This window comes from Methylorubrum aminovorans (assembly GCF_022179725.1).
Lineage (GTDB): Bacteria > Pseudomonadota > Alphaproteobacteria > Rhizobiales > Beijerinckiaceae > Methylobacterium > Methylobacterium aminovorans.
The window spans coordinates 1-25666 of the sequence record NZ_BPRC01000038.1 but is presented as its reverse complement, the minus strand read 5'-3'; the positions used below and the strand labels follow the sequence as shown (position 1 = coordinate 25666).

General features: G+C 65.3%; 29 protein-coding genes, 1 tRNA gene and 1 pseudogene. 26 read left to right on the top strand and 5 right to left on the bottom strand.

Annotated elements, in window-relative coordinates; all coding sequences use genetic code 11:
* Positions 1–2 precede the first annotated feature (2 nt).
* The 5 genes from MFF24_RS25885 to MFF24_RS25865 all read left to right on the top strand — a co-directional run bounded on the left by MFF24_RS25885 (position 3) and on the right by MFF24_RS25865 (position 5966).
* Positions 3–395 (top strand): DUF6511 domain-containing protein, encoded by a 393-nt coding sequence (locus MFF24_RS25885; protein WP_238228845.1) that lies wholly within the window; start codon positions 3–5, stop codon positions 393–395.
* On the top strand, positions 395–2776 hold the full coding sequence (locus MFF24_RS25880; RefSeq protein WP_238228844.1) for a bifunctional DNA primase/polymerase: 2382 nt from the start codon (positions 395–397) through the stop codon (positions 2774–2776). Before MFF24_RS25885 ends, MFF24_RS25880 begins: the two co-directional genes overlap by 1 nt.
* Positions 2777–3170: 394 nt before the next feature.
* Positions 3171–3533, top strand: coding sequence for a hypothetical protein (locus tag MFF24_RS25875; RefSeq protein WP_238228843.1), 363 nt, complete (start codon positions 3171–3173; stop codon positions 3531–3533).
* Positions 3534–5192: 1659 nt separating this feature from the next.
* Positions 5193–5747, top strand: coding sequence for a transcription termination/antitermination protein NusG (gene nusG / locus MFF24_RS25870; RefSeq protein WP_238228856.1), 555 nt, complete (start codon positions 5193–5195; stop codon positions 5745–5747).
* Positions 5748–5889: 142 nt separating this feature from the next.
* Positions 5890–5966, top strand: a tRNA-Met gene (locus MFF24_RS25865).
* A gap of 359 nt (positions 5967–6325) precedes the next feature.
* On the opposite strand, the gene MFF24_RS25860 is transcribed toward MFF24_RS25865, so the two are convergent.
* The gene (locus MFF24_RS25860; RefSeq protein ID WP_238228842.1) at positions 6326–6619 is read right to left on the bottom strand and encodes a DUF6522 family protein; all 294 of its coding nucleotides are present in this window, start codon (positions 6617–6619) and stop codon (positions 6326–6328) included.
* 573 nt (positions 6620–7192) lie between these two features.
* On the opposite strand from MFF24_RS25860, the gene MFF24_RS25855 reads away from it, so the two are divergent.
* The 21 genes from MFF24_RS25855 to MFF24_RS25755 all read left to right on the top strand — a co-directional run bounded on the left by MFF24_RS25855 (position 7193) and on the right by MFF24_RS25755 (position 21968).
* Positions 7193–7528: an HNH endonuclease signature motif containing protein gene (locus tag MFF24_RS25855; protein WP_238228841.1), complete on the top strand. Its 336-nt coding sequence runs from the start codon at positions 7193–7195 to the stop codon at positions 7526–7528.
* Between the two features lie 3 nt (positions 7529–7531).
* The gene (locus MFF24_RS25850; RefSeq protein ID WP_238228840.1) at positions 7532–7780 is read left to right on the top strand and encodes a hypothetical protein; all 249 of its coding nucleotides are present in this window, start codon (positions 7532–7534) and stop codon (positions 7778–7780) included.
* 375 nt (positions 7781–8155) lie between these two features.
* Positions 8156–8737, top strand: coding sequence for a terminase small subunit (locus tag MFF24_RS25845; protein WP_238228839.1), 582 nt, complete (start codon positions 8156–8158; stop codon positions 8735–8737).
* The gene (locus MFF24_RS25840) at positions 8734–10407 is read left to right on the top strand and encodes a terminase large subunit (protein WP_238228838.1); all 1674 of its coding nucleotides are present in this window, start codon (positions 8734–8736) and stop codon (positions 10405–10407) included. Before MFF24_RS25845 ends, MFF24_RS25840 begins: the two co-directional genes overlap by 4 nt.
* 19 nt (positions 10408–10426) lie before the next feature.
* A complete protein-coding gene (locus MFF24_RS25835) occupies positions 10427–11731 on the top strand; it encodes a phage portal protein (RefSeq protein WP_238228837.1) in 1305 nt (434 codons plus the stop codon).
* Between the two features lie 222 nt (positions 11732–11953).
* Positions 11954–12700: an HK97 family phage prohead protease gene (locus tag MFF24_RS25830; RefSeq protein ID WP_238228836.1), complete on the top strand. Its 747-nt coding sequence runs from the start codon at positions 11954–11956 to the stop codon at positions 12698–12700.
* Between the two features lie 11 nt (positions 12701–12711).
* Positions 12712–14010: a phage major capsid protein gene (locus MFF24_RS25825; RefSeq protein WP_238228835.1), complete on the top strand. Its 1299-nt coding sequence runs from the start codon at positions 12712–12714 to the stop codon at positions 14008–14010.
* 64 nt (positions 14011–14074) lie between these two features.
* Positions 14075–14335, top strand: a complete 261-nt coding sequence (locus tag MFF24_RS25820; protein ID WP_238228834.1) for a hypothetical protein — start codon at positions 14075–14077, stop codon at positions 14333–14335.
* A 5-nt stretch (positions 14336–14340) separates the two neighbouring features.
* Entirely contained in the window at positions 14341–14847 is a 507-nt protein-coding gene (locus tag MFF24_RS25815) for a hypothetical protein (protein ID WP_238228833.1), read from the top strand.
* Positions 14848–14982: 135 nt separating this feature from the next.
* Positions 14983–15297 (top strand): hypothetical protein, encoded by a 315-nt coding sequence (locus MFF24_RS28920; RefSeq protein ID WP_283214551.1) that lies wholly within the window; start codon positions 14983–14985, stop codon positions 15295–15297.
* Positions 15298–15446: 149 nt separating this feature from the next.
* Entirely contained in the window at positions 15447–15629 is a 183-nt protein-coding gene (locus MFF24_RS25805; RefSeq protein WP_238228855.1) for a hypothetical protein, read from the top strand.
* On the top strand, positions 15626–16123 hold the full coding sequence (locus MFF24_RS25800; RefSeq protein ID WP_238228832.1) for a head-tail connector protein: 498 nt from the start codon (positions 15626–15628) through the stop codon (positions 16121–16123). Before MFF24_RS25805 ends, MFF24_RS25800 begins: the two co-directional genes overlap by 4 nt.
* Entirely contained in the window at positions 16123–16467 is a 345-nt protein-coding gene (locus MFF24_RS25795; protein WP_238228831.1) for a phage head closure protein, read from the top strand. The genes MFF24_RS25800 and MFF24_RS25795 overlap by 1 nt, the downstream gene beginning before the upstream one ends.
* Positions 16468–16611: 144 nt before the next feature.
* On the top strand, positions 16612–17103 hold the full coding sequence (locus MFF24_RS25790; RefSeq protein ID WP_238228830.1) for an HK97-gp10 family putative phage morphogenesis protein: 492 nt from the start codon (positions 16612–16614) through the stop codon (positions 17101–17103).
* Positions 17100–17519, top strand: a complete 420-nt coding sequence (locus MFF24_RS25785) for a DUF3168 domain-containing protein (RefSeq protein WP_238228829.1) — start codon at positions 17100–17102, stop codon at positions 17517–17519. The genes MFF24_RS25790 and MFF24_RS25785 overlap by 4 nt, the downstream gene beginning before the upstream one ends.
* 10 nt (positions 17520–17529) lie before the next feature.
* On the top strand, positions 17530–17973 hold the full coding sequence (locus tag MFF24_RS25780) for a phage tail tube protein (RefSeq protein ID WP_238228828.1): 444 nt from the start codon (positions 17530–17532) through the stop codon (positions 17971–17973).
* Between the two features lie 9 nt (positions 17974–17982).
* Positions 17983–18558: a GTA-gp10 family protein gene (locus MFF24_RS25775; protein WP_238228827.1), complete on the top strand. Its 576-nt coding sequence runs from the start codon at positions 17983–17985 to the stop codon at positions 18556–18558.
* Positions 18559–18746: 188 nt separating this feature from the next.
* The gene (locus MFF24_RS25770; RefSeq protein ID WP_238228826.1) at positions 18747–20645 is read left to right on the top strand and encodes a tape measure protein; all 1899 of its coding nucleotides are present in this window, start codon (positions 18747–18749) and stop codon (positions 20643–20645) included.
* A gap of 3 nt (positions 20646–20648) precedes the next feature.
* Positions 20649–21020, top strand: coding sequence for a hypothetical protein (locus tag MFF24_RS25765; protein WP_238228825.1), 372 nt, complete (start codon positions 20649–20651; stop codon positions 21018–21020).
* Positions 21021–21024: 4 nt separating this feature from the next.
* Entirely contained in the window at positions 21025–21573 is a 549-nt protein-coding gene (locus tag MFF24_RS25760; protein ID WP_238228824.1) for a DUF1833 family protein, read from the top strand.
* A complete protein-coding gene (locus MFF24_RS25755) occupies positions 21570–21968 on the top strand; it encodes a glycoside hydrolase (protein ID WP_238228823.1) in 399 nt (132 codons plus the stop codon). The genes MFF24_RS25760 and MFF24_RS25755 overlap by 4 nt, the downstream gene beginning before the upstream one ends.
* A 123-nt stretch (positions 21969–22091) precedes the next feature.
* Here MFF24_RS25755 and MFF24_RS25750 read toward each other — a convergent pair whose 3' ends face one another.
* The 4 genes and pseudogenes from MFF24_RS25750 to MFF24_RS25735 form a co-directional block, all read right to left on the bottom strand.
* Positions 22092–22340 (bottom strand): hypothetical protein, encoded by a 249-nt coding sequence (locus MFF24_RS25750; protein ID WP_238228822.1) that lies wholly within the window; start codon positions 22338–22340, stop codon positions 22092–22094.
* Positions 22341–22436: 96 nt separating this feature from the next.
* Positions 22437–22805, bottom strand: coding sequence for a PilZ domain-containing protein (locus tag MFF24_RS25745; protein ID WP_238228821.1), 369 nt, complete (start codon positions 22803–22805; stop codon positions 22437–22439).
* Between the two features lie 1701 nt (positions 22806–24506).
* Entirely contained in the window at positions 24507–25523 is a 1017-nt protein-coding gene (locus MFF24_RS25740) for a methyltransferase domain-containing protein (RefSeq protein ID WP_238228820.1), read from the bottom strand.
* Positions 25524–25575: 52 nt separating this feature from the next.
* A pseudogene (locus MFF24_RS25735) lies at positions 25576–25666 on the bottom strand (IS5/IS1182 family transposase); the annotation flags it as partial.

Sequence of the window (25666 nt, the reverse complement as noted above, 5' to 3'; positions counted from 1 at the left end):
CGATGACCGCCACGCAACCCGACGGCTCGACCACCGTGTCGCGCATCAAGGGCGACCGGGAACCCGTCATCTGCGGCGTCTGCCGGCGCCGGGCCACCACCGGCCTCGGCTGGGCCGGGCAACAGGGCCGGCCCATCCTCTGGCTCTGCGATGATCCGACCTGCGGGCAGGTCGCGAGGAGCGTGTACGAGATGCCGAAGCTCAAGCTCGACGCCTTTGAGGAGGCCGCGCGGGACGATGCCGGCGAAATGGCCGGCGCCTACCTCGATTCGATCGGCAAGACCGACCTCGCCACGCTGACCGCCGACGAGTGGGCGACCCTTCTGCATCAGGTCATCGTCGGCTTCGAGGCCGGCCTTCGCACTCGCATCCTCAAGAACATGGCACCGTTCTGATGCTGGCGTCCACACCGGGCCCCTACGCGCAGATCGGCGCCAGGCTCGTCGAGCGCGGTTACGCTGCGCTTCCGATCATGCCGGGCACCAAGCGGCCGGGCGTGCCGCTCGGCGACGGGTCCTTCATCGGCTTGGACGACTGGGCGGCCCGCGCCGCTGCGCGCCTGCCGCTCGATATCGAGATTGATCGATGGTCCGCCTCGCCGGCCGGCGTGTGCGTCGCCCTCGGCAACGCCTCCAGCGGGGTGATCGCGGCGGATATCGACACCGACGTGCCCGAGATCCGCGACGCCATTCTCGCGGTGCTGCCGCCGTCCCTGACCGGCAAGGCAGGGCAGAAGGGTGAGACGCTGTTCTACCGCGGCAGCCCGAGCTTCCCGTCTCGCTCGTTCAACCTGCCCGGTCCCGATGGGCGGCCGACGCGCGTGCTCGACATGCTCGGGTCCGGCAAGCAGACCGTGCTTCCGCCGACCGTGCATCCCGATACGGGCCATCCCTATCGGTGGACACGTCCCGAGACCTTGGACGGGATCGACCCGGCAGACCTGCCGTGGATCGACGACGACATCGGTGAGCGCATCGCCGAAGCGTTGAAGCCGTTTGGCTACGCGCCCGAGCCGGAGCGGCCACAGCGGCGCGAGGTGGCGGAGGGTGAGGAGACGCCGCACCGCCGGGTCAACAACCTCGCCATGGCGGACCTCGGCGCCTGGGTGCCTGATCTCGGCCTCTACCGGCTCCGGCGGCGCGGGGGCGGCTACGTGGCCGTGCCGACATGGCGGCCATCGCACACCGGTCGGGCGCTGGAGAAGCGAGGGCTGAACCTCAAGATCCACCCGCAGGGCATCCGTGACTTCCACGATCTGGAGCGCCCCTACACGCCGCTCGACCTCGTGATGGCTGCCCGCGGCGACGAGCTCGACCAAGCCTTCGAATGGCTGGCGGCGCGGGTCGGGTTTGGCGAGGGAATCGACCTCGACCTCCAGCCCCGCCAGGTCGAAGAGCGTGACGGGGTGCTGTTCGACGCCGAGACCGGCGAGGTTCTTGATGCACCGGCCCGGGCGGAGCCGCAGCCGACCGACGCAGCTGGTGACCCTCGCGACTTCCCGCTCGCAGACCTTCAGGTGTCGGGCCTCGTCGGTGAGATCGCAGACTGGATTGAGGCGACCAGCCCGAAGCCGATCCGGCTGTTCGCCGTCGCGGCGGCGCTGCTCACCGTCGGCACGCTGATCGGCCGGCGGGTCTATTGCGGCATGCCGCGCTCCGGCGCGCACCTCTACGCGCTGACGATCGCCGGGACGGGCGCGGGCAAGGAACGCCCGCAGGAGGCCATGCGGCAGATCCTCGACGCGGTCTCAAGCACGCGCCTGCATTCCGGGGCCTCCTCGTCGGCCGCGTCCCTGGCCATGCGGTTGGCGGAGCGGCCCGTGCAGGTGCAGATCATCGATGAGGTCGACAAGGTGCTGGCCCGCTCGGGCAACCGGAACGCCAACGCGCAGGAGCGGGAGCTGGTGCAGGACTACTGCACCCTGTGGGGGCGGGGCATGGGCACGTTCATCCCCAATTCGACCACGACCCGCGGGGACATCTTCATCCATCGCCCCTGCCTGTCGTTCTTCGGCGCGACGAACTTCGTTTCGTTCTACGAGCACATGAAGGCGAAGCTTCTGGCCAACGGCTTCCTGAACCGCTTCCTTGTGCTGCCGCGATTCGAGCGGGTGCGGGCGCGCCGCCCCCGGCTGGCGGAAGAGATCGTCCCCGCCTCGATCATCGCAGCAGCCAAGCGCCTGTTCGAGTTTCAGGACGCTCCGCCGGCGGGCGCGGATCCGCGGCGCCATATTGCTCCCTCGACCACGCTGCACGATCCCGTGCGCCCGCCGGAGATGCGGGTGATCGAAATGACCCCCGAGGCGCAGGCGATCTACGATGCCTGCCGCGAGCGGGACGAGCGGATGCTGGAGCGGGCGGACAAGGATCCGCTGTTCGAGGCGTGGGTGCGAGGCGCGGAGATGACGAAGCGCATCGCATTGATCGTCGCCTGCGGCCGGTACGTCGATAGCGATCTCGCGGGCGCGGTGGTGGACGAGGCCGACATGCGGTTCGCCGCCCGGCTAGTCGACTGGTCCCTTGGTCTGTTTGTCAGCGGGCTGCGCGAGAACATGGCCGAAAATGACCATCAGGCCAACGCGAAGCTCGTGCTCGGACACCTGCGCAAATCCAATCGGGCGATGACGCGCACCGAGTTGTACCGCCGGGTCGATGCCCGGATGCACTCGCGAGATCTGGATGCCGTAATCGGGTATCTCAAAACCAGCGCGCAGATCGAAGAACTGGAGGAGCAGACAACGGGCCGTCCGAAAAGATCGTATCGATTGCTGCCATAACCAGTGCAAACGTCGACAGCCAAGATCTGACGGTGACTGATCTGCCGAAACTATCTGCAGGGGCACCTTCAAGTTCGGATTTCAAAGTGCAAATTCGGTCAGCGCCTTCCCGTCTTGGTTAGGAAGGCGATCACACCACGGAAGCCTTGCTGAACACCGATCTATGTATATCCTCGACGCATACCTCTTTTTCGATTCGAGGCATCAAATGCGAAACAGATTCGGGTGCGCCGAGGCACTTTTAGTATTAACTGCGTCCCTTCAACTCATTTCGGTTAACTCGTCCTATGCTCAAACAGCAATAGATAGCACTAAATATATAAAATCGAAACTTTCAGTTAGCCCTGAAACAGATTCACGCATATTTGTAGACTTAAATTTCGAAGATGATCATATGTTGTACAGCTACAATACATATATCGAACTTATGGAAGGTCGCTCAATCACAAATCACAGACAAGTTATACCTATGAAAAAAATAAAAGCTATTTCCGAGAGCGAACTAAAAGAATGGAGGAGCGACTCCAATGCGCCAAGCAGGCTGCACATGGAGTGCGAAACTGACGCCAGCAAATGCATCACTGCACAAACCTGCGCCCCTACTGGATCTAATCGATGCAGCGACGAGATGGTTACCAGCGTATCACTCGACATATCTAATTTAACTATAAAAGATCGAATTCGAGTTATCGATGCCATGGTACACATCAAAAAAGAATATCCTTCTGTCGTCGAGAAGGAAATGTTTGATAAGTAGAAACTCATCCTGAGCACGACGGAGTCACGGCGAAGCTCGTTGCTTTTACAAAATTCATTCCAAAACATGCATCTATGCCATTGTAGAAAGCAGCCGGCTTTGCTATCCGAAATGCAGCTATGAAACACAATTTCATAGTTGCAGAAGCGAGGCCTGTCATGTTCAGTTTGACTAAAGTGGCCATTGGAGCGGCATTAGTTTCGGCGGCGCTTCCTGCGCTGGCTGACCCAATACGCAGCGGCGTGGGTCCAAGGAGTCCAGCGCCAAGCAGTCCCAGCGTAAATCAGCAGCCGACGCGCAGTCCGAGTTACGGGGACCGCGGCAATATAAAATACGATCCCCGCAGAAATGACGGATATAAGGGAAGCACTTCTGCTAAGTGATCATTTGTCGCTATAGCGTCCTGCAAGGGACGCTATAGCTTACACAATTGCTAAATTACTTGTATGGCCCTAGATACTCCACTCCTCCGGCTCCCATCAGGTTCTTGACGCTATTCGATCCAGAGCTGACGAAGAAGCTGCTGGGCGGCGCATAGCACGCGTTTGGAGGCCACTTACATCGTACAATCCAGTATACCCGATATTGACAATCATTTTCGAAGCTATACTCATGTCCAACTATGTGCCTAGAGCGCGCACATTTGCCCGCCCAAGTTTGAGCATCTGCCGCACCAACAAAGAACAAAGCAGACGCCGAAGCTATGAAAGCGACCAGCAAGCGCTGCATCTTACTGCTGCCGTGGGGTATAAATATGCTTAGCATACTCTCTTTTATTATGCTGCGAATTGAAGGAACTTGATCTGCGGCATTCGCACACAGGATCAAAGCCGCCACTAGAGTTGTTGCAGCTACACTGCGTTCCTGTAGAACAATTACTGCTTGAGCAAGAACAGGTGCGTCCAGGCACATCTGTGTTCTTCGCCGAGCAATCTGCATAAGCCGTGCTTAAAGGAAAAAACCCTAGAAAAACGGTTGCAAGCGTGATTCGTAGCGCGCCCATCGGCAACCCCTCTCATGTAGCTAGAACGATATGCTTCTTATCATATAAAATTGATTCGTCTACATAGCTTTAGGCCGTTGGTCAGCGTACCGAACATAGACGTCATCGATGCGCAGAAAATGACGTGCGGCAATAGGTGCTGAGTATTAGGCCTGATTTCTGAGATGAATACGATTTGATCGGAGTTCGCCGGAGCGGCTTACTTATGCCCTCGGCACGTCTGGTGCATTCCTTTGTACCCCTTCGGCAGAAAGGACCGTGACCGTTCATGCACCAGCTCAAGAAGTATCGTGGCCATAGTCGCCGGGGTAGCTTATCCTCTTATAAATAAAAGAAAAAATACTTTTTACCCTATATACTATCATCTCTGTTCCCTCCCCCTCTCCATAGGGGGCTTTCTATAGAGACTCGTTTTTCTCGGGCAGAAAGGGTTGGAAGCCGCCTTGCCATGGGTCGCGGGGTATGATCGCCCCGCCACGTCGCCGCCTGGTTCGGATCTTTCGCCATGGAGATCCGCCCTGTCTCGCCCCGCCAAGTCCAAGAAGCGCCGCCTGCGCGAGCAGCGGCGTGCCCGCACCGAACGCCGAGCCCTGCGCCCCTCATCACCCGCGCTGACGAAACCGGAGCCCCGATCAGCGGCCGATCCCGTTTACGACTTGGAGCCGCGCCGGCTGAACTCGGACCTGCGCTGGTACATCGCCCGCACCCTCCCCCGCATGGGCGACCGGGCGCTGACCGCGTTGCACGAGGTCAAGGTCGATACGTTTCAGCCCCGCACGTCCGAGGTCGTGGTGAGGCGTGGACGACGCGTCGTGCGTCACGCGCAGTTGCTGATGCGAACCGTGTTCATCGGCGTGCGAGACGCAGCGCATCTCGACGAAGCCCGGGGCGCACCGGGCGTGGCAGAGATTGTCAGCCATCCTGCGCCGGACACCAGCCCGCCAGGCAACATCGCCGGCATGGTGATGCGCCCTGCTCGCCTCGACCCAGAGGCGCTGCAGCGCTTCGTCGACGCGCTCGTCTCCGGCGAGATCGTGGCGCCCATGAGCGTCGGGGAAGGATCGAGCGTCATCGTCCGCGCCGGCCCCTTCGCGAGCTTCCCCGGCACCGTGGAGGCCGTGCTGCCCGGCGATCGGCTGAAGGTTAGCGTCAGCATCTTTGGCCGCGCTACACCTGTGGAAGTGGGGCTTGCGGACGTGGCGATCGTGTAATATGCGCCCGCACCTTTTCAGCCGCCGCTTGTCTCCCCCTCGGGGTCGATGCGCGAGCCGCGGCGGAGACGGAGAGGCCCGACAATCGGGCCGAACCGCTTCTCTGCAATGGAGGCTTGTGCCTCGGCGGCAGGGCGCATGACGTGGCGTAGAGCAGCCCGGTAGCTCGTCAGGTTCATACCCTGAAGGTCGTCGGTTCGAATCCGACCGCCGCAACCATTTCATCGCAAGGTCGATCGATGGACCTGCCCGACATCTTCGGCTTCAAGCGTCGCGCAGAGGAGCGGCGCCGGCGCGAGGAGCAGGAGAACCGCCTGCGCCGCGCCCATCTTCTCAACTCCCCTGCCCCTGCTTCGGCCCGTCCATCGTGGGACGACAGCCCCATGAATCCGGCCTCGTCTTCGGGGATGATCCTAAGCCCGCTCAGCCCGATCTCGCCGAGCTACGGCGGAACGGACCATTCATCCTCGTCGCACTGTTCTGGCTCGTCATCCTACTCGGACAGCGGGTCGTGCAGCTCGTCCAGCAGCGATGGCGGATCGTCGGGCGGCGGAGACTGAGGTTGTCCTATGAGCGGCCTAATGTCTGCCGCTCAGCCCGGTCGACGCAGCAACATCAGTGCCTGCAGGTTCGAAAAAGCGCTCGCCTATGAGAGCGCCGTCTGCATCGAAAAGACCCTGCCAGCCGGAATATTCAGTCGTAACCGTCACACGAGCGCGGCCTTCATCGGAGCCGCTGCCGATCTCGACACGGCTGCCGACCAGCCCGCGACGCTCCTGGCTCTGAAGGTGGGCCGCGGTCACTCCGAGCTTACTGGCGAGGGAAGCTGGATCCACAATCCACGCGCCGTCTGGGTCGCATTCAAATCGCATGGTGTGCCCTCCTTCTCGCTCGACAGCTTTGGCGGGCTGAGATGCACCGTAACGCATTCCAGGAGGCGGCAGGGGAAAACCTGCTGCTGCGCGATCGCTGCCCTGCAGCTGGGGACCCTGGGGACGAAACCTATACGGGTGGTCGGGGGAGTTGAGCACCTTTCCCGAAGCGGGCGTCACCAAGCAGCGGTTTCAGTCTTTGACCTATGGCGACGAGGCGGAGCAACAACGCCCTCTGTCGGCGCCATCTCAGCTGCCATGGTGTAGGAGGGTGGTTGGATAGATCCGCCGACGGGTCCGGCCTGTAAGGCGCCGACAACGGCCGCCCCTCCGAGGCTCAGCAGTGCGAAGCCGAAGCTAACGAACTTCGGAAGATCCCAGCTGTGCAGCACGGCTGCTCCCGCAGCGCCGACAGCTACGAAGCCGACAACCTGATACACCGTCCGTCCACTTTCAGTTGCGCGCGCTCCCATGGCGCGCAACTGATCTATACCGCCGTCGTCGTACCGCAGCCGTGCTGCGGCGCACGAAAAGCGCGGCTGCTCAGGTAGCAGACTGCGTAGGGGTAAGCAGATGGCCCGCCTCACCACGCTCGCCCCTCGCCTCGGCACCCTGGACACGCGCACGGCCCGGCCGGCGCCCAAGCAAGCCGATCCCGAACTGCTCACCCCCGAGCACAAGGCCTGGCGCCAGGAAGTCCTGAAGCGTGCCGGCTGGAAGTGCCAAGCCCCAGGCTGCGCCGTCCACGGCAGACGCGGCGGGGTCAGGCTCTACGCCGACCACATCGTCGAGCGCCGGGACGGCGGCGACCCGCTGGACCCAAAGAACGGGCAGGCCCTTTGCCCCTCGCACCACCAGAAGAAGACGGCGGCTGAGCGGGCTCGCCGCATGGGCATGTCAGGAGCCTGACCCATGCAGATCGGACGCGTCGAAGGCTGCACACGGGTGCTCGGCAAGAGCCAGGGCTATCTCGGCCTGCCCATCCGCGACGAGGTCATCACCTGCACTGTAGGCGGACCGGAGACGCCCGCCATGACGACCGCGTGGCTGCCGACGCCTGAGGAGCTAGCGGCCCTCGTCGCTGGCGCCCCGATCCATGTGCGGATCCTCGGCATCGCGCATCCGCCCATCATGGTTGAGGTCGGTTCGCCGCCCGAGTGAACAAGATTGGTCGGGGCGGATCTTCTGAAATTAGTGGAAGTTATGGCTGATAACCTTGCCACCTGCCCCGCAGAAAGCAGACGCGCTGGAAATTAGTAGAAGTTATGGAGGCTAACCTCGTCTCCTGCTCTCGAAAATCTGGCGTGGCCTGCTTCGACGGCGATCAAATGTTGCATTTATGCACCATCTGTCTCGACCCGACCCCCTCAGTGTGACATTTATGCACCGCCCCTCCCCAGGAGGGGGGGGTCAAAAGGCTAGGGGCCGGCGCCACCCGCACCGCAGCCCATCCCATTCGCAGGTTTTTGCTAAGGCGCCGGGGTCGGGTGGCCTTGGTCCATCAACCGCCCTCTGAGGCGGAAAATTTTTCAATCCATGACAGACCTTACCAACAAGCAGGCCCGTTTCGTCCGCGAGTACCTCGTGGACCTAAACGCGAAGCAGGCCGCCATCCGCGCCGGCTACAGCCCGCGATCGGCTGAGGTCGAGGGGTCGCGCCTGCTCAGGCACCCTAAGGTGTCGGCAGCCATTGCACGCGAGCGCCGCGAGGTCTCGAAGCGTACGGGCATCACGCCGGAGAGCGTGGTCTCCGAACTCGCCAAGCTCGGCTTCTCGGACATCCGGAAGGCCATCACCTGGCGGTCCAACGTGACCGAAACCGGCGAGGAAGACGAGGACGGCGTGCCGGCGACGCGCGTGACGAACGAGGTCACGCTGCGCAACAGCGACGACATCGACGACGCCACGGCGGCAGCCATCACAGAGATCTCGCAGACCAAGGACGGCGCCCTGAAGGTGAAACTCGCCGACAAGCGGGCCGCACTGGTCGACATCGGTCGGCACCTCGGCATGTTCCGGACCGGGTCTGCGCCGTCCGACGAGTCCGGCGACGGTCAGGCGAAGCCGCCCGCAGGCAAGTCGAGCGGTGACGAGGGCTGGGACGGCCTGCTGCAGTGACGGTTTGGTCCTGCGCTTGCCCAGACTGGGAGGCACGCATCAAGGCGGGGCGCTCGCTCCTGCCCGACTTGCCGCTCGTTCGATCTGAAGCGGACCGCGGCCTCGCGATCTTCAACCGGCTGCGCCTCCCCGATGTGGCGGGCCAGCCGACGCTACGTGAGGCGGCCGGCGACTGGATGCGCGACCTCGTTGTCGCGATCTTCGGCGCCTACGATCCGGAGGCAAAGGTCCGGCACCTGCGCGAGTACTTCGCCCTGGTTCCGAAGAAGAACAGCAAGACGACCGGCGGCGCCGCGATCATGGTCACCGCCATGCTGGTCAACCGGCGGCCGCGGGCGGAATTCCTGATCGTTGCGCCGACGCAGGAGGTTGCCGATCTCGCGTTCCGGCAGGCCGTTGGCATGGTCGACTCTGACCCGGTGCTCGCCCTCAAGTTCCACGTTCAGGAGCACCTGAAGAAGATCACCTACCGGCCGACCGGCGCCTTCCTGAAGGTGAAGTCGTTCGACACGAAGGTGGTCACCGGCTCGAAGCCGACGGGCGTGCTGCTCGACGAGCTTCACGTGATCGCCGAGCACAAGGATGCGGACCGGGTCATCGGACAGCTGCGCGGCGGCATGATCTCGCAGCCGGAGGCGTTTCTGCTGACGATCACGACGCAGTCGGAGCGGCCACCCATGGGGGTGTTCCGGTCAGAGTTGCACAAGGCCAGGGCGGTGCGCGACGGCCAGCTAGCCGCGCCGCTGTGCCCGATCCTCTACGAAATGCCGGCCGGGACGGATTGGAAGGACCCGGCGAACTGGTCGATGGTCACGCCGAACGCGGGCAAGTCCATCACCGTTGAGCGGCTGGTTCCGGACTTCCAGGCGGCCGAGCAGAGCGGTGAGCAGGAGCTGCGGCGCTGGGCGACCCAGCATCTGAACGTCGAGATCGGGCTGGCTCTCCGCTCAGATCGATGGACCGGTGGCGAGTTCTGGGAACGCGGTGCAGACCCGACATTGACGCTCGACGCCCTGCTGGATCGCTCCGAAGTCGTCTGCATCGGCATCGACGGCGGCGGTCTCGATGATCTGTTCGGCCTCTGCGTTCTCGGCCGGGACAAGGTCTCCCGGGGCTGGCTCGCATGGTCACACGCGTGGTGCCACGAAGGCGTGTTGGAACGGCGCAAGAGCATCGCGGCACGGCTTCAGCAGTTCAAGGACGCCGGTGAGCTGACGATCGTCACCGATGAGCTGGACGACATCTCCGCCATCGTGGCCGTCGTCGAGCGCGTGAAGGATGCGGGCCTGCTCGCCTGCGTCGGTGTCGATCCGGCGGGCCTGGGCGAGTTCATCGAGGCGTTGGCCGAGATCGAGGTCACCCAGGAAGCCAAGCTCCTCGTCGGCGTGCCGCAGGGCTACGGCATGATGAACGCCATCAAGACGACGGAGCGGAAGCTCGCCAACGGCACGCTGCGCCATGCCGGGCTAGGGCTGATGGCCTGGGCGGTAAGCAACCTCAAGATTGAGCCCACGGCGACCGCGATCCGCGCGACGAAGCAGAACGCGGGCGACGCCAAGATCGACCCCGTCATGGCGCTCTTTGATGCCGTGGTGCCGATGAGTCTGAACCCCGAGCCGCCGGCCAACGCCAACCTCGCCGGTTTCCTGGCTGACCCGCTTTTCGGCTGACCGAACCACAGGACTGCGCATGGGCCTTTTCCGCAAGGCGGCGCTGACGGTCGCCCGCGGCTTGGGTCTGACCGATCGGGCGCTCGTTTCATGGCTGGCGGGCGAGTCGAGCCACGCTGGCGAGAGCGTCACGGTGGAGACAGCGCTGACGCTCGACGCCGTCTGGGCGTGTGCGCGCCTCGTGTCACAGACGATCGCGACGCTGCCGCTGCCGCTCTATGAGCGTGACGGGCAGGGTCGCAGCCGTGTCGCGCCCGAGCATCCGCTCTACCGGGTGCTCCACGACAGGCCGAACGCCGAGATGACGGCGGTGGAGTTCTGGCAGGCGCTGTTTGCCTGCAAGTTGCTCTGGGGGAACGGCTTCGCCGAGATCGTTCGCGGCGCCAATGATCGCGTCGTGGCGCTCATTCCGATGCGGCCGGATCGGGTGCAGATCACGCGCGAAATCGACGGTACGCTGACCTACCGGCACACCCATCAGGGGCTGACGCAGGTTCTGTCCGAAGATCAGGTTCTGCACCTGAAGGGTTTCTCGCTCGACGGCCAGGTCGGGATGTCGGCGATCGCCGCCGGGCGGCACAGTCTCGGCACGGCGATGGGCGCCGAGCGCGCGGCCGGCAGCATCTTCAAGAACGGGATGCGGCCCTCCGGCGTGCTGACCGCGCCCGCCTACCTGACGCCCGAGCAGCGCAAGGATGCTCGGAGCTACGTCGAGAAATTCGAGGGCGCGCGCAACACCGGCAAGGTGCCGCTGCTCGAAGGCGGATGGGACTTCAAGAGCCTGTCGCTGCCGCCCGAGGACGCGCAGCTCCTTGAGACCCGCGGCTTCAACGTAGAGGTCGTCTGTCGCTGGTTCGGGGTGCTTCCGGTGATGATCGGGCACATGGACAAGGCCACAGCCTGGGGCACCGGCCTCGAGCAGATGAACCTCTGGTTCCTGACCTACACTCTGCGCTCGCACCTGAAGGCGGCCGAGCAGGCGATCCGGACGAAGTGCCTGTCCCCGGTGGAGCAGCGGCGCTTCTTCGCCGAGTTCAACGTCGAGGGCCTGATGCGGGCCGACAGCAAGGGCCGCGCCGAACTCTACCGCGCCGAGGTCACGAACGCCCTCAGCACCCCGAACGAGATCCGGGCCCGCGAGAACAAGCCGCCGCTGCCGGGCGGCGACCAACTCTTCATGCAGGGCGCGATGCTGCCGATCGACAAGCTGGGCACGGTTCAGCCGACGGCGGCGGAGAAGCAACTCGACGATGCGCTGGCGGCACTCGCCGCGGAGCGCGCCGCCACCCGCCTCATTCCGTCCGGCGCGACCCTGGAGCACTGAGATGCCCGGCCCCTATCCCGAGCCGACGTTTCATCCGACCGGCAGGTGGCGGATGAGCCCACGCGGCAATCAGGTCGTCCTTCAAATCGAAGAGACCACACGCCCGATGGCTGCGCACCACCAGCGCTGGCGCGATGCGACCCCGCAGGATTTGGCCAGCCTAGTCCAAGTCCAGATCACTCCCGCGCAGTTGCGCGTCAGCGCGGCATAGGAGCGCCGATCATGAACACCATCGACCACCGGGAATTCCGGCCGGACGAGATCTGCCGCGAGTTCGAGGTCAAGAAGGCCTCGCTCAAGATCCGGGATTTCGGCCTCGATGTGAAGGCCGTGAACGACGATGGCTCGTTCTCGGGCTACGGCTCGGTCTTCGGTGCAGTCGACAGCTACGGCGAGATCGTCGCCCCCGGCGCTTTCACCGAAAGCCTCGTCGAGATCGCGGGCAAGGGCCGCCCCGTTCCCGTGCTGTGGCAGCACCGCAGCGATCAGCCCATCGGCATCTACACCTCCCTCAAGGAGGATGAGACCGGCCTGTATGTCGAGGGCGCGCTGCTGAAGGATGCCGTCCGGCAGGCCTCGGAGAGCTACGCCCTGATGAAGGCCGGCGCCGTGTCGGGCCTCTCCATCGGCTACTACGTCCGCGAATCGTCGTTCGACGAGAAGACCGGCATCCGCACCCTGAAGCGGGTCGATCTGGTCGAGATCAGTCTCGTCACGTTCCCGGCGAACGACGAGGCGCGGATCGATGCCGTCAAATCCAAGATCGCGCACGGCGAGCTGCCGTCGCTGAACGAGTTCGAGCGGTTCCTGCGCGAGGCAGGCTTCTCGAAGACCAAGGCTGCTGTGATCGCCAATCGCGGCCTTGCGCACCTGCTCCGGAGTGAGTCCGCGGGCGACCCGGCGAACGAACCCGAAGCCACGAAGGCGCTGAGCGCCGTCCTGTCTGGCTTCACCCTCCCCACGTTCTGAGGACTCACCCCATGAACATGCACTCTCCCCGCCTTCCGGTGGGGCATCGCGAATACGGCCGCAAGGATGCCGGTGGCGGCAACGACCCCGGCGTCGCCCAGATCCAGGGCGAGATGTCCCGCATCCTCGACGAGGTGAAGGGCTTCGCCGAGAAAGCGGGCGCTGAGGTCAAGGCCAACGGCGATCTGACCAAGGCGACCAAGGAGAAGGTCGACGAGGCCCTGCTGAAGCTCGGTGAGACCACGAACCGGCTGCAGGAGGCGCACGATCGGCTCGGCGACGTCGAGCAGAAGCTCGCTCGGCGCGGCAATCCCGACGCTGCTCCCTCGGAGCGAACGCTCGGTCAGGCGGTGATCGAGAGCGAGTCGTTCAAGGCCGGCGGCATGACCAGCGCCTCCCGCATGTCGCTGCGCGTGAAGATGGACCGCAAGGACATCACGAGCGCCAACGGCACTGTCGGCGCGGGCCGCAGCCCCGGCAACTCCCTCGTGCCGGCCCAGCGCCAGCCGGGCATCGTCGCAGCGCCCGAGCGGCGCATGACGATCCGCGACTTGCTGCTGCCCGGCGAGACTGCGTCGAGCAACATCGAGTACGTGGTCGAGACCGGCTACACCAACAACGCGGCGATGGTGGCCGAGGGCACGGTCAAGCCGAAGTCCGACCTGGCCTTCGACATGAAGAACGCGCCGGTCCGCACCCTGGCGCACATCTTCAAGGCGTCGCGCCAGATCATGGACGACGCCCCGGCGCTGCGCTCCTACATCGACGGCCGGGCCCGCTACGGCCTGACCTTCAAGGAGGAAGCGCAGCTTCTGGGCGGCGACGGCACCGGCCAGAACATCCTCGGCATCCAGCCGCAGGCCACGGCCTTCGCCGTTCCCGCCGGCATGGCGGCGGTCGAGAACATGACGGCGATCGACCGCCTGCGTATCGCCATCCTGCAGGTGGTGCTCGCCGAGTACCCGGCCTCGGCCTTCGTCCTCAACCCGATCGACTGGGCGACCATTGAGCTAACCAAGGACACGCAGGGCCGCTACATCATCGGCGATCCGGCCGAGGGCGTGCAGCCCCGGCTCTGGAACCTGCCGGTGGTCGCGACCCAGGCGCAGGCGCAGAACCGGTTTCTCACCGGCGCCTTCGACATCGCGGCGCAGATCTTCGATCGCATGGAGATCGAGGTGCTGCTCTCGACCGAGAACGTCGACGACTTCGAGAAGAACATGATGACGATCCGCGCCGAGGAGCGGCTGGCCCTGGCGGTCTACCGTCCCGAGGCCTTCGTCACCGGTCAGCTCGTCGTCACCCCGTAAGGGCGGCTCACGCCACGCCGGAGGGGAATCGCCCCCTCCGGTCCTCTCATAGCGCGAGGATGCCATGGCACAGGACAAGGATGCCGACCACGTGACGGTCAAGGCCGTGAGGCCCTTCGACGGGGCCGAGGGTTACAAGGATGAGGCGAGCCAGCCGTTCAGCGTGCACAGCCGCCGGGCGGCAGAGCTGAAGGCCAACGGCCTCGTCGAGGAGTGCACACCCGAGGCGGCCATCAAGGCAGCGCCCGCACCCGAGAACAAGATGGCTGTCGAGCCGGCGAACAAGGTGACCCCGGCCACGGCCGTTCGGCGCACCAAGGACTGACGGCGATGCGCCGGCCGCTCGTCGCCATCGTGATCGGGGCCGTGCTCTCGCTCGGCCTTGTTGCGCAGACGTCTCTCGACACGTTCTGGCGCCAGCCCGACGGGACCAGACTTCAGGGCACGGTGCTGAATTGTGCCACCGGCGAAGGGCGCCGAGCGGTGCCTTGTGGTGGCGGGTTCGCCCCTATGACGGTGATCGCGACGCCGTTCGTCCGCTCGGGCAACGGTGATCCGATCATCTTCAGCGGCGTCACCACGACGGCCAAGCAATTCGCGATCTCGAAGCCGGCGGACGCCACGTCCTACCGCTTCGTGAACCCCTGCAACGTGGATGTGCGGATCCGCAGGGTCGCCAGCATGTCCGAGAGCGTCACGCTCACCACCGGCACCCGCTTCCTGGCACGCTCCTCCGAGACGCTTGGCACGAGCGATCCGCAGTTTGTCTCCATCATCGCGACCGCAGCGCCTGCCAGCGATTGCGCTCCCGAGCTTCAATACGGGCGAGGCGGCTGATGCGCGTCCTCTGGCTTCTCGCCTGCATCACCTTCGGCCTCGTCTCGCCGGCCGAGAGCGCGCTCCGCTCGTCCAGCCCCATGATGGGCGACGGCCTTCAGCGGACCGGTCCGGCTGGCCCTGCGGGACCGCAGGGTGAACCCGGCCCAGCCGGAAGCGTTGGCCCTGCCGGACCGCAAGGAGAGCCAGGTGCAGCAGGACAGCCAGGAGAGCGCGGAGCGGCTGGGCCAGCAGGCCCTCAGGGTGCAGCAGGCAGCGCTGGACCTGTGGGACCAATGGGTCCGGCTGGGCCTCGCGGCGCAGATGGCGTGGCTGGACCTATGGGTCCGGCCGGTGCTGCAGGCGAGCGAGGCCTTCAAGGCTCAGCAGGACCGGCAGGCCCGAGTGGACCGGCTGGTCCGAAGGGGGATACCGGCCTCGCTGGCCCGGCAGGGCCTCAGGGTGCTGTAGGGCCGAAAGGCGATGCGGGGGCGACCGGACCGCAGGGACCGGTTGGCCCGAAGGCCTCCACCTTCGTCTGCAACACCACGATCAGCGGCAGTGCGGTCGTCGCCCTTCAGCCCAGCGTCTCACGGGTAGCGAACGTCGCCTGCGTTGGTGTGCTGGCCACCGACATCCTCGAAATCTACCCGACCGACTTGTCGAAGTTGTCCGCCGGATACGCGGTCCACCATGCGATGCCGACGGCCGCCGGGCGGTTCACCGCCGTGCTGAGCGTTCCGCCGGTCCAAGTCCTGTCGGCCTACTCCATTCCCGTGGCGGTCTATGCGGTGAACCGATGAGCGTGACGGTCATCACCCCGCCGGAGGCCATCGTCTCGCTAGAAGAGGCAAAGCGGCACCTGCGCGTCGAGCACGACAGCGACGACGCCTACATCGAAGGACTGATCGGGGTCGCCACGAGTGCCATCGACGGCCCGATGGGGTGGTTGGGCCGCGCTCTCGGCGAGCAGACGCTCGAGACCGAGGTCTCGGCCTGTACGTGGCGAGACGATCCGAGCCTGCCATATCCGCCGCTACTCGCCGTCGAAAGCGAGACGCCCTCGCAAGACGGCCGGAAGGTTCGGATTCGCTACCGCGCCGGATACCCCGTCGTCGGCGAAGGCGATAATCGCCGGAGCACGGTTCCGGCGCCGATCCGGCAGGCTGTCCTGCTGATGGTCGGCGACCTCTATGCCAATCGCGAGAATGGCGGGCCGTCCGCCAGCGCCGCCGCGGTCAGCATGCCCGTGACGGCCGACCGGCTCTTGCAGCCCTTCAGGGTGTACTTCGGCTGATGGCCTGGACCGGCTCCCTGCGCGAGCGCGTGCGCTTCGAGGCGCGCGGCGGCACCGACGACGGTTACGGCAACACGGTGCCGGGCGAGTTCGAGGCACAGTTCTCGCGCGCTGCGGCTTACCTGATGAAGCCGGGCTCCGAGGCGATGCAGGCCGCGCGCCTCCAGAGCCAGCAGCCGGTCAACATGATCGTCCGGTTCGACCCCCAGACGCGCACCATCACGCCCGAATGGCGGGCCGTCGATGAGCGCACGGGTGTCGTCTACGCGATCCGGGCAGTCGAGGACATGGACCGGCGCCGGCAATGGCTGACGCTGGTCTGCGTGGCGGGTGAGGTGGCGTGATGGCTCAGCGTGTCCGCTTCCTCCGAGACTTCGATTTCTGGCCGCGCTCCTCCGTCGTGGTGATGCACCGCGCCGGGCAGGAGAAGCGCCTCCCCGACGTGCAAGTCAAAGCCGCACTCGAAGCCAAGGCAGCCGAGGTGATCGATGGCGAAGGGCGTCAAGACGAGCGGCCGAAGCGCGCTCCTGCGAAAGCTGGCCCTTCTGCCTGACGCGGCTCGGCAGGCCATCGGGAAGGCCATCGGCGAGAGCGCCGAGGAGATCGCCGCGGCGCAGCGCCGGCAGGCGCCGAAGCGCACGGGCGCCCTGGAGAAAAGCATCGTGGTGAGCCGCGGCGGCGCGGTCCCGAAATACGCCTCCGTTGGCCGGGCCGGCGCGACGGACAAGGGCGACCCCGAACTGACCGTGATCGTCTCGGCCGGCAACAGCGCGGTCCGCTACGCCCACCTCGTCGAGTTCGGCACCGCGCCTCACGAGAACAAGGGCCTCTACGAAGGCTCGCAGCACCCCGGTGCCAAGGCCAAGCCGTTCTTCTTCCCGGTCTACCGGGCCTACCGCAAGCGGGTGAAGTCGCGGATGACCAGGGCGACCAAGAAGGCGGCGCGCGCCGTCGCGGCGAGCAGCGGGGGCGGCGAGTGAGCGCTGAGCTTGCGCTCCAGGGCGCCATCGTCGCGGCGCTCAAGGCCGTGCCGGCGCTGACGGCCGCTCCGCTGCGCGGCCGCATCCTCGATCGGGTGACGCTCGGACAAGCGCGCCCCTACCTGCACCTGCGTTCGTTCCAAGGCGTCAACGACGGCTCCGACTGCGTGGACGGCCTGGAGATCTTCGCCGACCTCGATGTCTGGTCGGAAAACGTCGGCAAGCCCGAGGCCTCCCGCATCGCCGGCATCGTCCGCGACGCGCTGCACGAGCAGGATCTCGAACTCGCCGCGCCTTGGGCGCTCGTCGAGATCGCCCACCAAGACACCAACATCGATGACGACGGCAACCTCGTCCGAGCCCGGATGACGTTCCGCGCCCTCGTCGAGCGCATCCCCGAAACCCCCACCAACTGAGAGGCCGACTATGGCTCAGGCAACGACCGTCCCGTTTTCCGGCTTCCGCGTGCTGCTGGAGACCGCCACGCCCGGCACCTATGGCGCGCCGTGCGGGCTCACCGAGCGTTCCCTGACGCTCACGAAAGAGACCAACGACACGACGACCCCGGATTGCGACAACGAGGACGCCGCGGCCTGGGTCGAGCGCGACACGGTGTCGAAGTCGGCCACGATCTCCGGCGAGGGCGTCATGGCCCGCGAGTCGATCGCGCGGTGGCAGGCGGCCTACGAGAGCGACGCGCCGATCTCGGTTCGCGTCGAGCGGGCGGGCTCGGCGGCTACGGGCGGCGGCTACTATCTCGGCCTGTTCCACCTGACGAGCTTCGAGCAGAGCGCCACCCGCGGCGAGCGGGCGACCGTCTCCATCGAGATGTCGTCTTCCGGCCCGATCGCCTGGACCCCGGCGGCCTGAGCCCGACCGATGAGCCGCGACGGCAGCATCGACCTCGAACTCGGCGCCAACACGTACCGCTTCCGGCTCGCTATCGGCGAGTTGGAGAAGCTGCAGGAGGAGACCGGCATCGGCGCGCCAGAGCACCTGCATCGGCTTTACGTCGGCGAAAACGCCAGTTGGCGGCATGTGCGCGCCATCCTGCTGGTGGGGCTGATCGGCGGCGGCCTGGGCGTGTCCGAGGCACACGCCGTCGCCCGCGGGCTCGACGACATGCCGGCGGTACGGGCCATTGCGGTGGCCGCGCTCGTGATGGCCGCCGCGCTGGAAGGCGCCGAGGACGAACCGCTGCCACACCGGGCCAGCAAGAAGGACGACAGCGAGCCCCTGCCCGACGGCAAGATGGCGTTCAAAGCCTTCTACGAGGCCGCGGCCGTGATGCAGCTTCCGCACGACGACATGCGGAAGATGAGCCTGTGGCAGTTCCACGTCTACGTGGCGGGCTACAACCGAGGGCAGAACCCCGACAAGCCCGACCCGCTGAGCGACCAAGAGGAGGACGCTCTGTGGAACTGGCTCAACGAGCCGATGGCCGGTGCGGCTTAGGCAGAACCGCGCGCTGATCCATCGGAGGAGCGGCCTTGGCCACTGATCTCGAACGCCTCGTCGTATCCCTCGAGGCGAACATCAAGAAGTACGAGCGCGAGTTGGCCCGGTCCCGAGGTGTGGCCGATCGTGCACTCAGGGACGTTGAAAATTCGATCAGCAGTAGCGCCGGCAAAATCGAAGGCGCGATGGCTCGGGTTGGCCAGAGCATTCGCCTCGGCATCGCGGGTGCCATCGCCGGGATCTCGCTCGGCGGCCTGAACAACCTGATCGACACCTTCACGAAGGTGCAGAACTCCCTGAAGGTGACGGGCCTGCAGGGCGAAAATCTCTCAGCCACGTTCAATCAGATCTACGCCATCGCTCAGAAGCAGGGCGCCCCGCTTGAAACGCTCTCGGGGCTCTACTCGCGGGCGGCGCAGACGCAGAAGGAGTTGAACGCCTCCAGCGCCGATCTCATCACCTTCACCAACTCCGTCGCGACCGCCCTGCGCGCCGGCGGCGTCGGCGCAGTGCAGGCCGATCAGGCCCTGACGCAGCTCGGGCAGGCGCTCGGCTCCGGCAAGGTGCAGTGGGAGGACCTGGAGAGCGTCGTCGACAGCGCGCCGACGATCCTGCAGGCGGCAGCGGCCGGCATCAAAGAGGCGGGCGGCTCGGTCGGCCAGCTCATCCAGTTGGTGAAGGACGGCAAGGTCAGCAGCGAGGCGCTGTTCCGGGCGATCAACGCCGGCCTGCCCGCCGTTCAGGCTCTGGCCAATCGCACGGACGAGACCTCTAGCCAGGGCATGGCGCGCCTCAACAATGCCGCGGTGAAGCTCGCCGGCACGTTGGCCGAAGCTACCGGGGCAAGCCAGCTCGCGGCCAACGCTCTCGGCAGCGTGGCGACAGCCGTCGAGTCGCTTACGGACAAGATCCCAGGCGCGATCAAGGCGCTGTCGGAATACTTCCAGCAGCTCAGCAAGGCCCCCTACTTTCAGAGCCTCGTGCAGAGCATCGCGGCGACCGAGGGCGGCGACACACCGTCTGAAGCTGTCGTCCCTGGGCTCAAGCGCTCCTCGCGCCCCGCCGCGGCCGGCACCGGGCCCAGGCGCGTCGAGGGCTTGGATCTCCTCCGCGACGCGATGAAGGCCAGAGGGGAAATTCTCGACGCCGCCGCGAAGAAGGACAAGAAGGCCGCCGATGCCGCCGACAGCCGCGTCAGCCGCGTTTTCGATGCCGACGCCAAGGCCCTCGCGCCGAAGCAAATCTCGCTCGCCGACTACAAGGTGCCGGGCGACAAGGACAAAAAGGGCGGCGGCGGGGCCAAGAGCAAGGAGAACGACCTCCAGCGCGAGACCGCGGCGATCACGAAGCGCACCGGTGCCCTGCAAAGCGAGCTGACGACCATCGGCCAATCGGCGGGCGTGGTCGCGGAGGCCGAGGCCAAGTTCAGGCTCCTCGAGGCGGCGAAGAAGGCGAACATCGCCGTCACGCCCGCGCTGATGGACGACATCAACAAGACGGCCGCTGCTTTCGGTGTCGCCACGCAGGCGGTCGAGGATGCCGAGCGCGCGCACCGCCGCGCCGCGGAGGCTCAGCGGTATTTCGGCGACGCTGCGACCGACGCTCTGACCGACCTTGCCATTGAAGGCCGCAGCGCTACCGAGGTGTTCGAGAACCTGACGAAGTCCATCCTGAAGGCGGCCACGCAGGCGGCACTGATGGGGACCGGGCCGCTGGCGGGGCTCTTCGGCTCGCCGGCCAACTCGAACGGCAGCGGCGGCGGCATCCTGGGTTCTCTGCTCAGCGGCTTGAACCCGACCGGGCGCGCGGGCGGCGGGCCCGTCAAAGCCGGAACCCCCTACACGGTGGGCGAGAGCGGGCGCGAGACCTTCCTGCCGACTTCGCCGGGGCGGATCATCCCGAACCGGAAGATGGGCGGCGGCAACGTGCAGGTGATCGATCAGCGCTCGATGACGGCCCCGCCGATCGAGACGCGCCGCGGCCCTGGCGGCAACCCGCAGATCGTCGTGCGCGACGCCTACAATTCGATGCAGGGCGAGGCGCGCCGCCGCGGGCAGCGTGGACCGGGCTATGGAGTGGGCTGACGCATGGCGATCCCGTCCTGGCCTTCCACGCTGCCTCCCCCGATCGGTCAGGTCGGCAACCTCGGCACGGAACAGCTCTACATCCCGCCGAGCGAAACGCAGTTCGACGACGGGCCGAGCCGGGCGCGCCGCCGCTCGCTGTTCGACGAGACCCCGCGCAGCATCACGCTGAAGCTAACCCGAGCGCAATTCGTCACCTTCCGCGAGTTCGTGCGGGACACGCTTAACTGCGGCGCCCGGCGTTTCACGGCGCCGGTGCGGCAGCCGAACGGACGGCTCGGGCAGCGGACGTGCCGCATCCGGGGCGCGGTCTCCGAGACGGATCAGGGGCCGACCTCAACAGTCGCCTTCACCCTCATCGTGCAGGATTGGTGATCGGATGACGGTGAGTGCGGCCCTGCGCGAGGCCTACGCCTCGGGCGACGACGAGGGCATCGTGATCGAGACGCTGGAGGTGGATCATGCCTCGCTCGACACGGCGATCCGGCTGGTGCGGAACGTGGACGGCGGGCTCGGCGAGCCGGGCGAGACGCTGAGCCTGCCGATCGAGGTCGGCGGCCCGCGCGTTCCGCACCTGCTCTGCGCCTTCGAGGTGATCGGCCCCGGCGCGGACAGCGACGGCCCGACCGACGGCAAGGTCCGCATCGACAGCGTCTCCGACATCCTCCACGACCTGCTGAAGGGCGCCATCGGCTACGACCAAGCCATCCGGGTCACGATCCGGTTCTATCGCGTGCTGCCGGGCCGGCTCGACGAGGTGACCGGGCCCGACGACGACAGCTTTACCGGTCTGGAGATGACCGCGGTCGAGATCTCCGCCGACAGCGCCGAGGGCACGATCGCGTGGCCCGACGGCCGGCAGCAGAACGTGCCGAGCGGCCCCGACGCCTTCTTCGACCGCGCGAACTATCCGGCCCTGTTCACGTGAGCGACCGCGCCGCCTTCCTGCGCCGCTGGCGCGGGACGCCCTACAGCAAGGCCGAGCGCCATTGCTGGTGGCTGTCCTCCCTGGCGCAGGCTGAACTCTTCGGCCGTACCCTGCCGACAGCGGACCCGGCGCTCGTCGCGGACGTTCGCGCCCGCGCCGAGACCATGGCGACCCACCCGGCCCGCGCGGAATGGCGCGAGATCCCGACCCCCGTGGACGGCGCTCTCGTGCTGATGGGGAAGGTCGCCGGCGCAGAGACCCATTGCGGCGTCTACCTCGCCCAGGACGGCGGGCTGATCCTGCACACCGATGAGCGGCACGGCGTCGTGCTCGACCCGCCGCTTGAACTCGCCGCGGCCCGGCGCTGGCGGCTGACGTACCTGATCCCTGTGTGAGGAGCGATGCGATGAACCCGTTCGGATTTCTGCTGCGGTGGTTGGACTGTCGGATTTCCCGTGTTGCGGCGGCGCAGCGCGCCGAGTTTGAGGAGCAAGTGCCTCGGCGCGCTGTTGCAGATGCTACGATGGCGAGCCGGATTTCGGCGCTATCTTCGGCTCCTGCGACTGCTGCTCAAGGTACTCGCTGAGCACATGCATCACGGCACCAACCTTCTCATTGCCGGATGCTCGGTGGCCTGCTGCGGTGGACCGCATCTCGTCAAGCAGTAGGTCGAGTTGCAAGGTGCCGCTCTTACTCAATGCATTAACAAGGCACCCAATCGTTGAGATGATTGCGGTGCGTTCGAAGTTATCTTCGGCGTCTGACATCAAGTTCCCCATCGGGTTGGTTGGCGCCTCCGATGGTGAACGGGCCGGGTGAGCCGCACAAGGCTCCCCGGCCTGCATCCTTCCTCACAGCCAGCGCTATTCGCGTGAGCGGAAGGTCCGACGTACGCCGAGGCGATTGTAGTCCGCCGAAGTCGCGCTTGCTGGCGCATCCGCGGAAGGCGCCTGCTTCGGTGCGGGTAGCTTGCCGATTTTGAGTATCGTGAGCCCAACGAAGTGGCCCCGTCTCCAAGCTTGTTTGACGTTGAATATCAGGTCTCGACCAACCACCTTGATATTGAAATAATCGGGTATCTGCACCTCGGATGGCAGGGCCACCTTCATCCCGCGCTGCGACACATCTTTAATCGAGCACGGTATTTCTCGGCCATCCGGCAGGCGTATGATCGATATCCAGTTCACATCGGTCCGCTCGAAAGTGCGATTTGTGACTTCTGACATTGCCATCACACATCAACGTTTCGACTAACTAGATTTAATCACGTTAACTTCAGGTTAATGCCGTTATTATGAGCTTTTGCCTCTACGGCCTTCAATAGAAGGCGACTTCGTATGTTTCCATACGGTCCGAGATTTAGGTCTTTTCATCCATAGTGTGCATCCCGGTGTCCCTAGGTGCGTCTCGAACGAGCGGTTGCACACCGTTTCGATCAACAAACGGCTGCTAGGTCTCGCCGACACAGCGGCGGAGGAGGTTGGCTTCACCCGGACCGGCCTCATCGAGCGGGCGGTGGAGGCGGCGACAGACAGACGGCGAGCGCTTAGTTCGTTGCGCTCAGAAACTATTTCGGCTGTTTCGACAAACCTAAAAACATGTTGAAGAAGAACGAAGCAAAATCAGCCGTTTTGTCGAAACGGCCGCTGGAAAATCTGAAATTACTGACGACTCTTAATCAGCGGGTCCTAGGTTCGAACCCTAGTGCGCCCACCAATATCCCAAGATACCTAGCTCGGGTTTGAACCCAAGCCCTAACGATCTTGTCTGCACTTGGGGGTGCAGGACGGCAACCCCTATCCTGCAGATCGTGATTTGTCGGTTCATGCCGACAATTCGACCGATCCATTTCCGTAGCGCTCAAGCTGTATGCGGCGCCCTCACCGCTCCCTGCGATGGAGGCATGGGACATGCGCGCCGCTGTTGCTTTGGGGATCGCGATCCTTCCAGCCGCGAGTTTGCACAGGGCAGACAAAGCCAGGGGCGGGCGCGGTAGTGGCGGATATGGCGGCGAGCCCGTCATCTCGGTTCGCGGCTGCGTGCCGAAGAACGGCTCCTACGTTGCGCCCCACGACGTACCAAGGCAGACGGCCTTCTCGGCAACAATCTCTCGTACCGGGGCGGTGGCGATAGTGACGCCCTTCGCGGCTCGAGGCTTGGAGCTTCGGCCGAACCACTGGAGGTGCCGGCCGCAACAATCGTCGCCGTGTCACAACAGATTGCGCCGAAGGCGGCGATGCCTTGGTGCTCGAGCGGCACGGTCGCTGGTAACTTTTGCGTTCTTCACTGAGCCGCGCTGTCGCTCCGCTCGTTGCAAGCCCCTTTTCTCATCATGTCGTCCGTCGCAGACGCTGGAATTTCACCGCCTCATCTACTGGCGCCTCAAGCCGTGTCGCCACCTCCTCCACACTGATGAGGAGCACCGATATCGCTTTGGGATAAAGCGGCCCAACCACGTCGTCGGCCAGGCAGGTCAGAAACGCGAAAGTGCGGTGGTCGCCGTCCACCGGTTCCCACTTTGATGCCCCGTGTGCCTGTCCAGGGCCACCAGATGCCAGTGAAAGGGAAACTTCTAAGCCCCGCGCGACGCCGTGCCTGTGTCGAGCAAATCGTGCAGACGATGACGGTGTCCGAGCGACGTGCGTTCGCGGACCGCAAGCGAGAAGGGTATGCTTCGCTTCGTCATGACTCCATCCTCACAAGAGTTGGAGCCTCCGGAAATCCGGCGCGGTTCAGGATCGCCCAAAGCATCGTCCCGGAAGGTGGCCACTGGCTTTCGGAAAAGGCGATGCTCTAGCCTCGGCTATTTTCTGCTTGTGATCCGGTTGGACGCGGGCCCGCTGCAACCATGCCTCCCGGTGAACGAGGCCGACCTCACTTGAACGAACATCAGCCCCACCCGGCTCAGCCGCGGCGGGGCTTTTTCGTGCGTGCTACCTGTCCGAGCGAAACGGGCTCGCGAAGCGCATCGGCTCCGTGCTCGTGTCGGCCTCGCCGTTTTTCTCGGCCACGAGCAGGATGTGGTACGGGCGGCGCGCCTCCACCGCGAGCGGCCTGAAGCCTGCCCGTCGTACCATTGCCTCCACGAGCGCCGTGTCGAAGACGTGGTGATGCAGGGCCCGGATCTCGAGGTTGGCGGCCGAGCGCTGCGCGAACGCTTCTGCTGTCGTCCCGCCCGGATCGCGTCGCAGGTCGTGCAGCCGCAGGATCTCGAGGACGTGGGTGGTGTCGTCCTCGTCAGTGTTGCGATCGAAGTCCTCCATGAGGTGCCCGAGACTGGTCACCGGCCGGCGGTGGTCAAAGGTTCCGTCCTTGTGCGGGACGATCAAGACGAGGAGGCCGTCATCCTGCAGCACGCGCCGCCACTCCTGAAGTGCCTTCAGCGGGTTGGCCGTATGCTCGATGGTGTGGCAGGACAGAACGACATCGTAGCTGCCGCCCGCGATCTCGGGCAGTGCGGTGGCCTCGGCGATGTACTGCCGGCCCGCCGGGCGCGCGGGATCGAATCGGAAGCTCGCGCCGGCATCGATCTCGCCCTCCCAGATGGTCCGGCTGGCGAAATTGCAATTATCGACGGTGGCCAGGATCGGGTAGGTGGGAAAGATGCCGCGCGCCTGGAAGGGCGCGCTCGGACCACCAATCTCGAGGGCACGCTTCCCGACAAGTCGCTCGCGCAGAGCCCGGAAACTCTTCGCGCGGGGCTTGAGGATACGACTGCCCGCGCGCGCCAATAGGCCGGCCGCGCCCTCGGTCCGCACGACCGTCAGCACTTGGTTGATGATCATGAGCCCCCCGAACCCGCGTCGAGCGGAGCGGGCATGCTTACCCATCCTCAGGTTGAGTAACAACGGCCGCTCGTCAGGAGCGCTCAGAGCACCAGGTGTGCCGCCCCGCCGATCTCCTTTGACTTCGGCCAGGCGATGTGCGGGCGCTTGGTCAACACGTCGCACGTGTCCGCCACTCCGTTCAGTTCCAGGACGATGCTCTAGGTCGCGTGGACAGTTACCGGAGCCATAGGACGATGGCGGCGAGCGTGACGACGGCGGCGTAGTTGCGGGCGGTCTTCTCGTAGCGAGTGGCGACGCGGCGGAAC

Coding starts and splice junctions, on each gene's coding strand:
- MFF24_RS25885 (WP_238228845.1), top strand. CDS start 3: ATGACCGCCACGCAACCCGACGGCTCGACCACCGTGTCGCGCATCAAG.
- MFF24_RS25880 (WP_238228844.1), top strand. CDS start 395: ATGCTGGCGTCCACACCGGGCCCCTACGCGCAGATCGGCGCCAGGCTC.
- MFF24_RS25875 (WP_238228843.1), top strand. CDS start 3,171: ATGTTGTACAGCTACAATACATATATCGAACTTATGGAAGGTCGCTCA.
- MFF24_RS25860 (WP_238228842.1), bottom strand. CDS start 6,619: ATGCGATTTGAATGCGACCCAGACGGCGCGTGGATTGTGGATCCAGCT.
- MFF24_RS25855 (WP_238228841.1), top strand. CDS start 7,193: ATGGCCCGCCTCACCACGCTCGCCCCTCGCCTCGGCACCCTGGACACG.
- MFF24_RS25850 (WP_238228840.1), top strand. CDS start 7,532: ATGCAGATCGGACGCGTCGAAGGCTGCACACGGGTGCTCGGCAAGAGC.
- MFF24_RS25845 (WP_238228839.1), top strand. CDS start 8,156: ATGACAGACCTTACCAACAAGCAGGCCCGTTTCGTCCGCGAGTACCTC.
- MFF24_RS25835 (WP_238228837.1), top strand. CDS start 10,427: ATGGGCCTTTTCCGCAAGGCGGCGCTGACGGTCGCCCGCGGCTTGGGT.
- MFF24_RS25830 (WP_238228836.1), top strand. CDS start 11,954: ATGAACACCATCGACCACCGGGAATTCCGGCCGGACGAGATCTGCCGC.
- MFF24_RS25825 (WP_238228835.1), top strand. CDS start 12,712: ATGAACATGCACTCTCCCCGCCTTCCGGTGGGGCATCGCGAATACGGC.
- MFF24_RS25820 (WP_238228834.1), top strand. CDS start 14,075: ATGGCACAGGACAAGGATGCCGACCACGTGACGGTCAAGGCCGTGAGG.
- MFF24_RS25815 (WP_238228833.1), top strand. CDS start 14,341: ATGCGCCGGCCGCTCGTCGCCATCGTGATCGGGGCCGTGCTCTCGCTC.
- MFF24_RS25800 (WP_238228832.1), top strand. CDS start 15,626: ATGAGCGTGACGGTCATCACCCCGCCGGAGGCCATCGTCTCGCTAGAA.
- MFF24_RS25795 (WP_238228831.1), top strand. CDS start 16,123: ATGGCCTGGACCGGCTCCCTGCGCGAGCGCGTGCGCTTCGAGGCGCGC.
- MFF24_RS25790 (WP_238228830.1), top strand. CDS start 16,612: ATGGCGAAGGGCGTCAAGACGAGCGGCCGAAGCGCGCTCCTGCGAAAG.
- MFF24_RS25780 (WP_238228828.1), top strand. CDS start 17,530: ATGGCTCAGGCAACGACCGTCCCGTTTTCCGGCTTCCGCGTGCTGCTG.
- MFF24_RS25775 (WP_238228827.1), top strand. CDS start 17,983: ATGAGCCGCGACGGCAGCATCGACCTCGAACTCGGCGCCAACACGTAC.
- MFF24_RS25770 (WP_238228826.1), top strand. CDS start 18,747: ATGGCTCGGGTTGGCCAGAGCATTCGCCTCGGCATCGCGGGTGCCATC.
- MFF24_RS25765 (WP_238228825.1), top strand. CDS start 20,649: ATGGCGATCCCGTCCTGGCCTTCCACGCTGCCTCCCCCGATCGGTCAG.
- MFF24_RS25760 (WP_238228824.1), top strand. CDS start 21,025: ATGACGGTGAGTGCGGCCCTGCGCGAGGCCTACGCCTCGGGCGACGAC.
- MFF24_RS25750 (WP_238228822.1), bottom strand. CDS start 22,340: ATGTCAGACGCCGAAGATAACTTCGAACGCACCGCAATCATCTCAACG.
- MFF24_RS25745 (WP_238228821.1), bottom strand. CDS start 22,805: ATGGCAATGTCAGAAGTCACAAATCGCACTTTCGAGCGGACCGATGTG.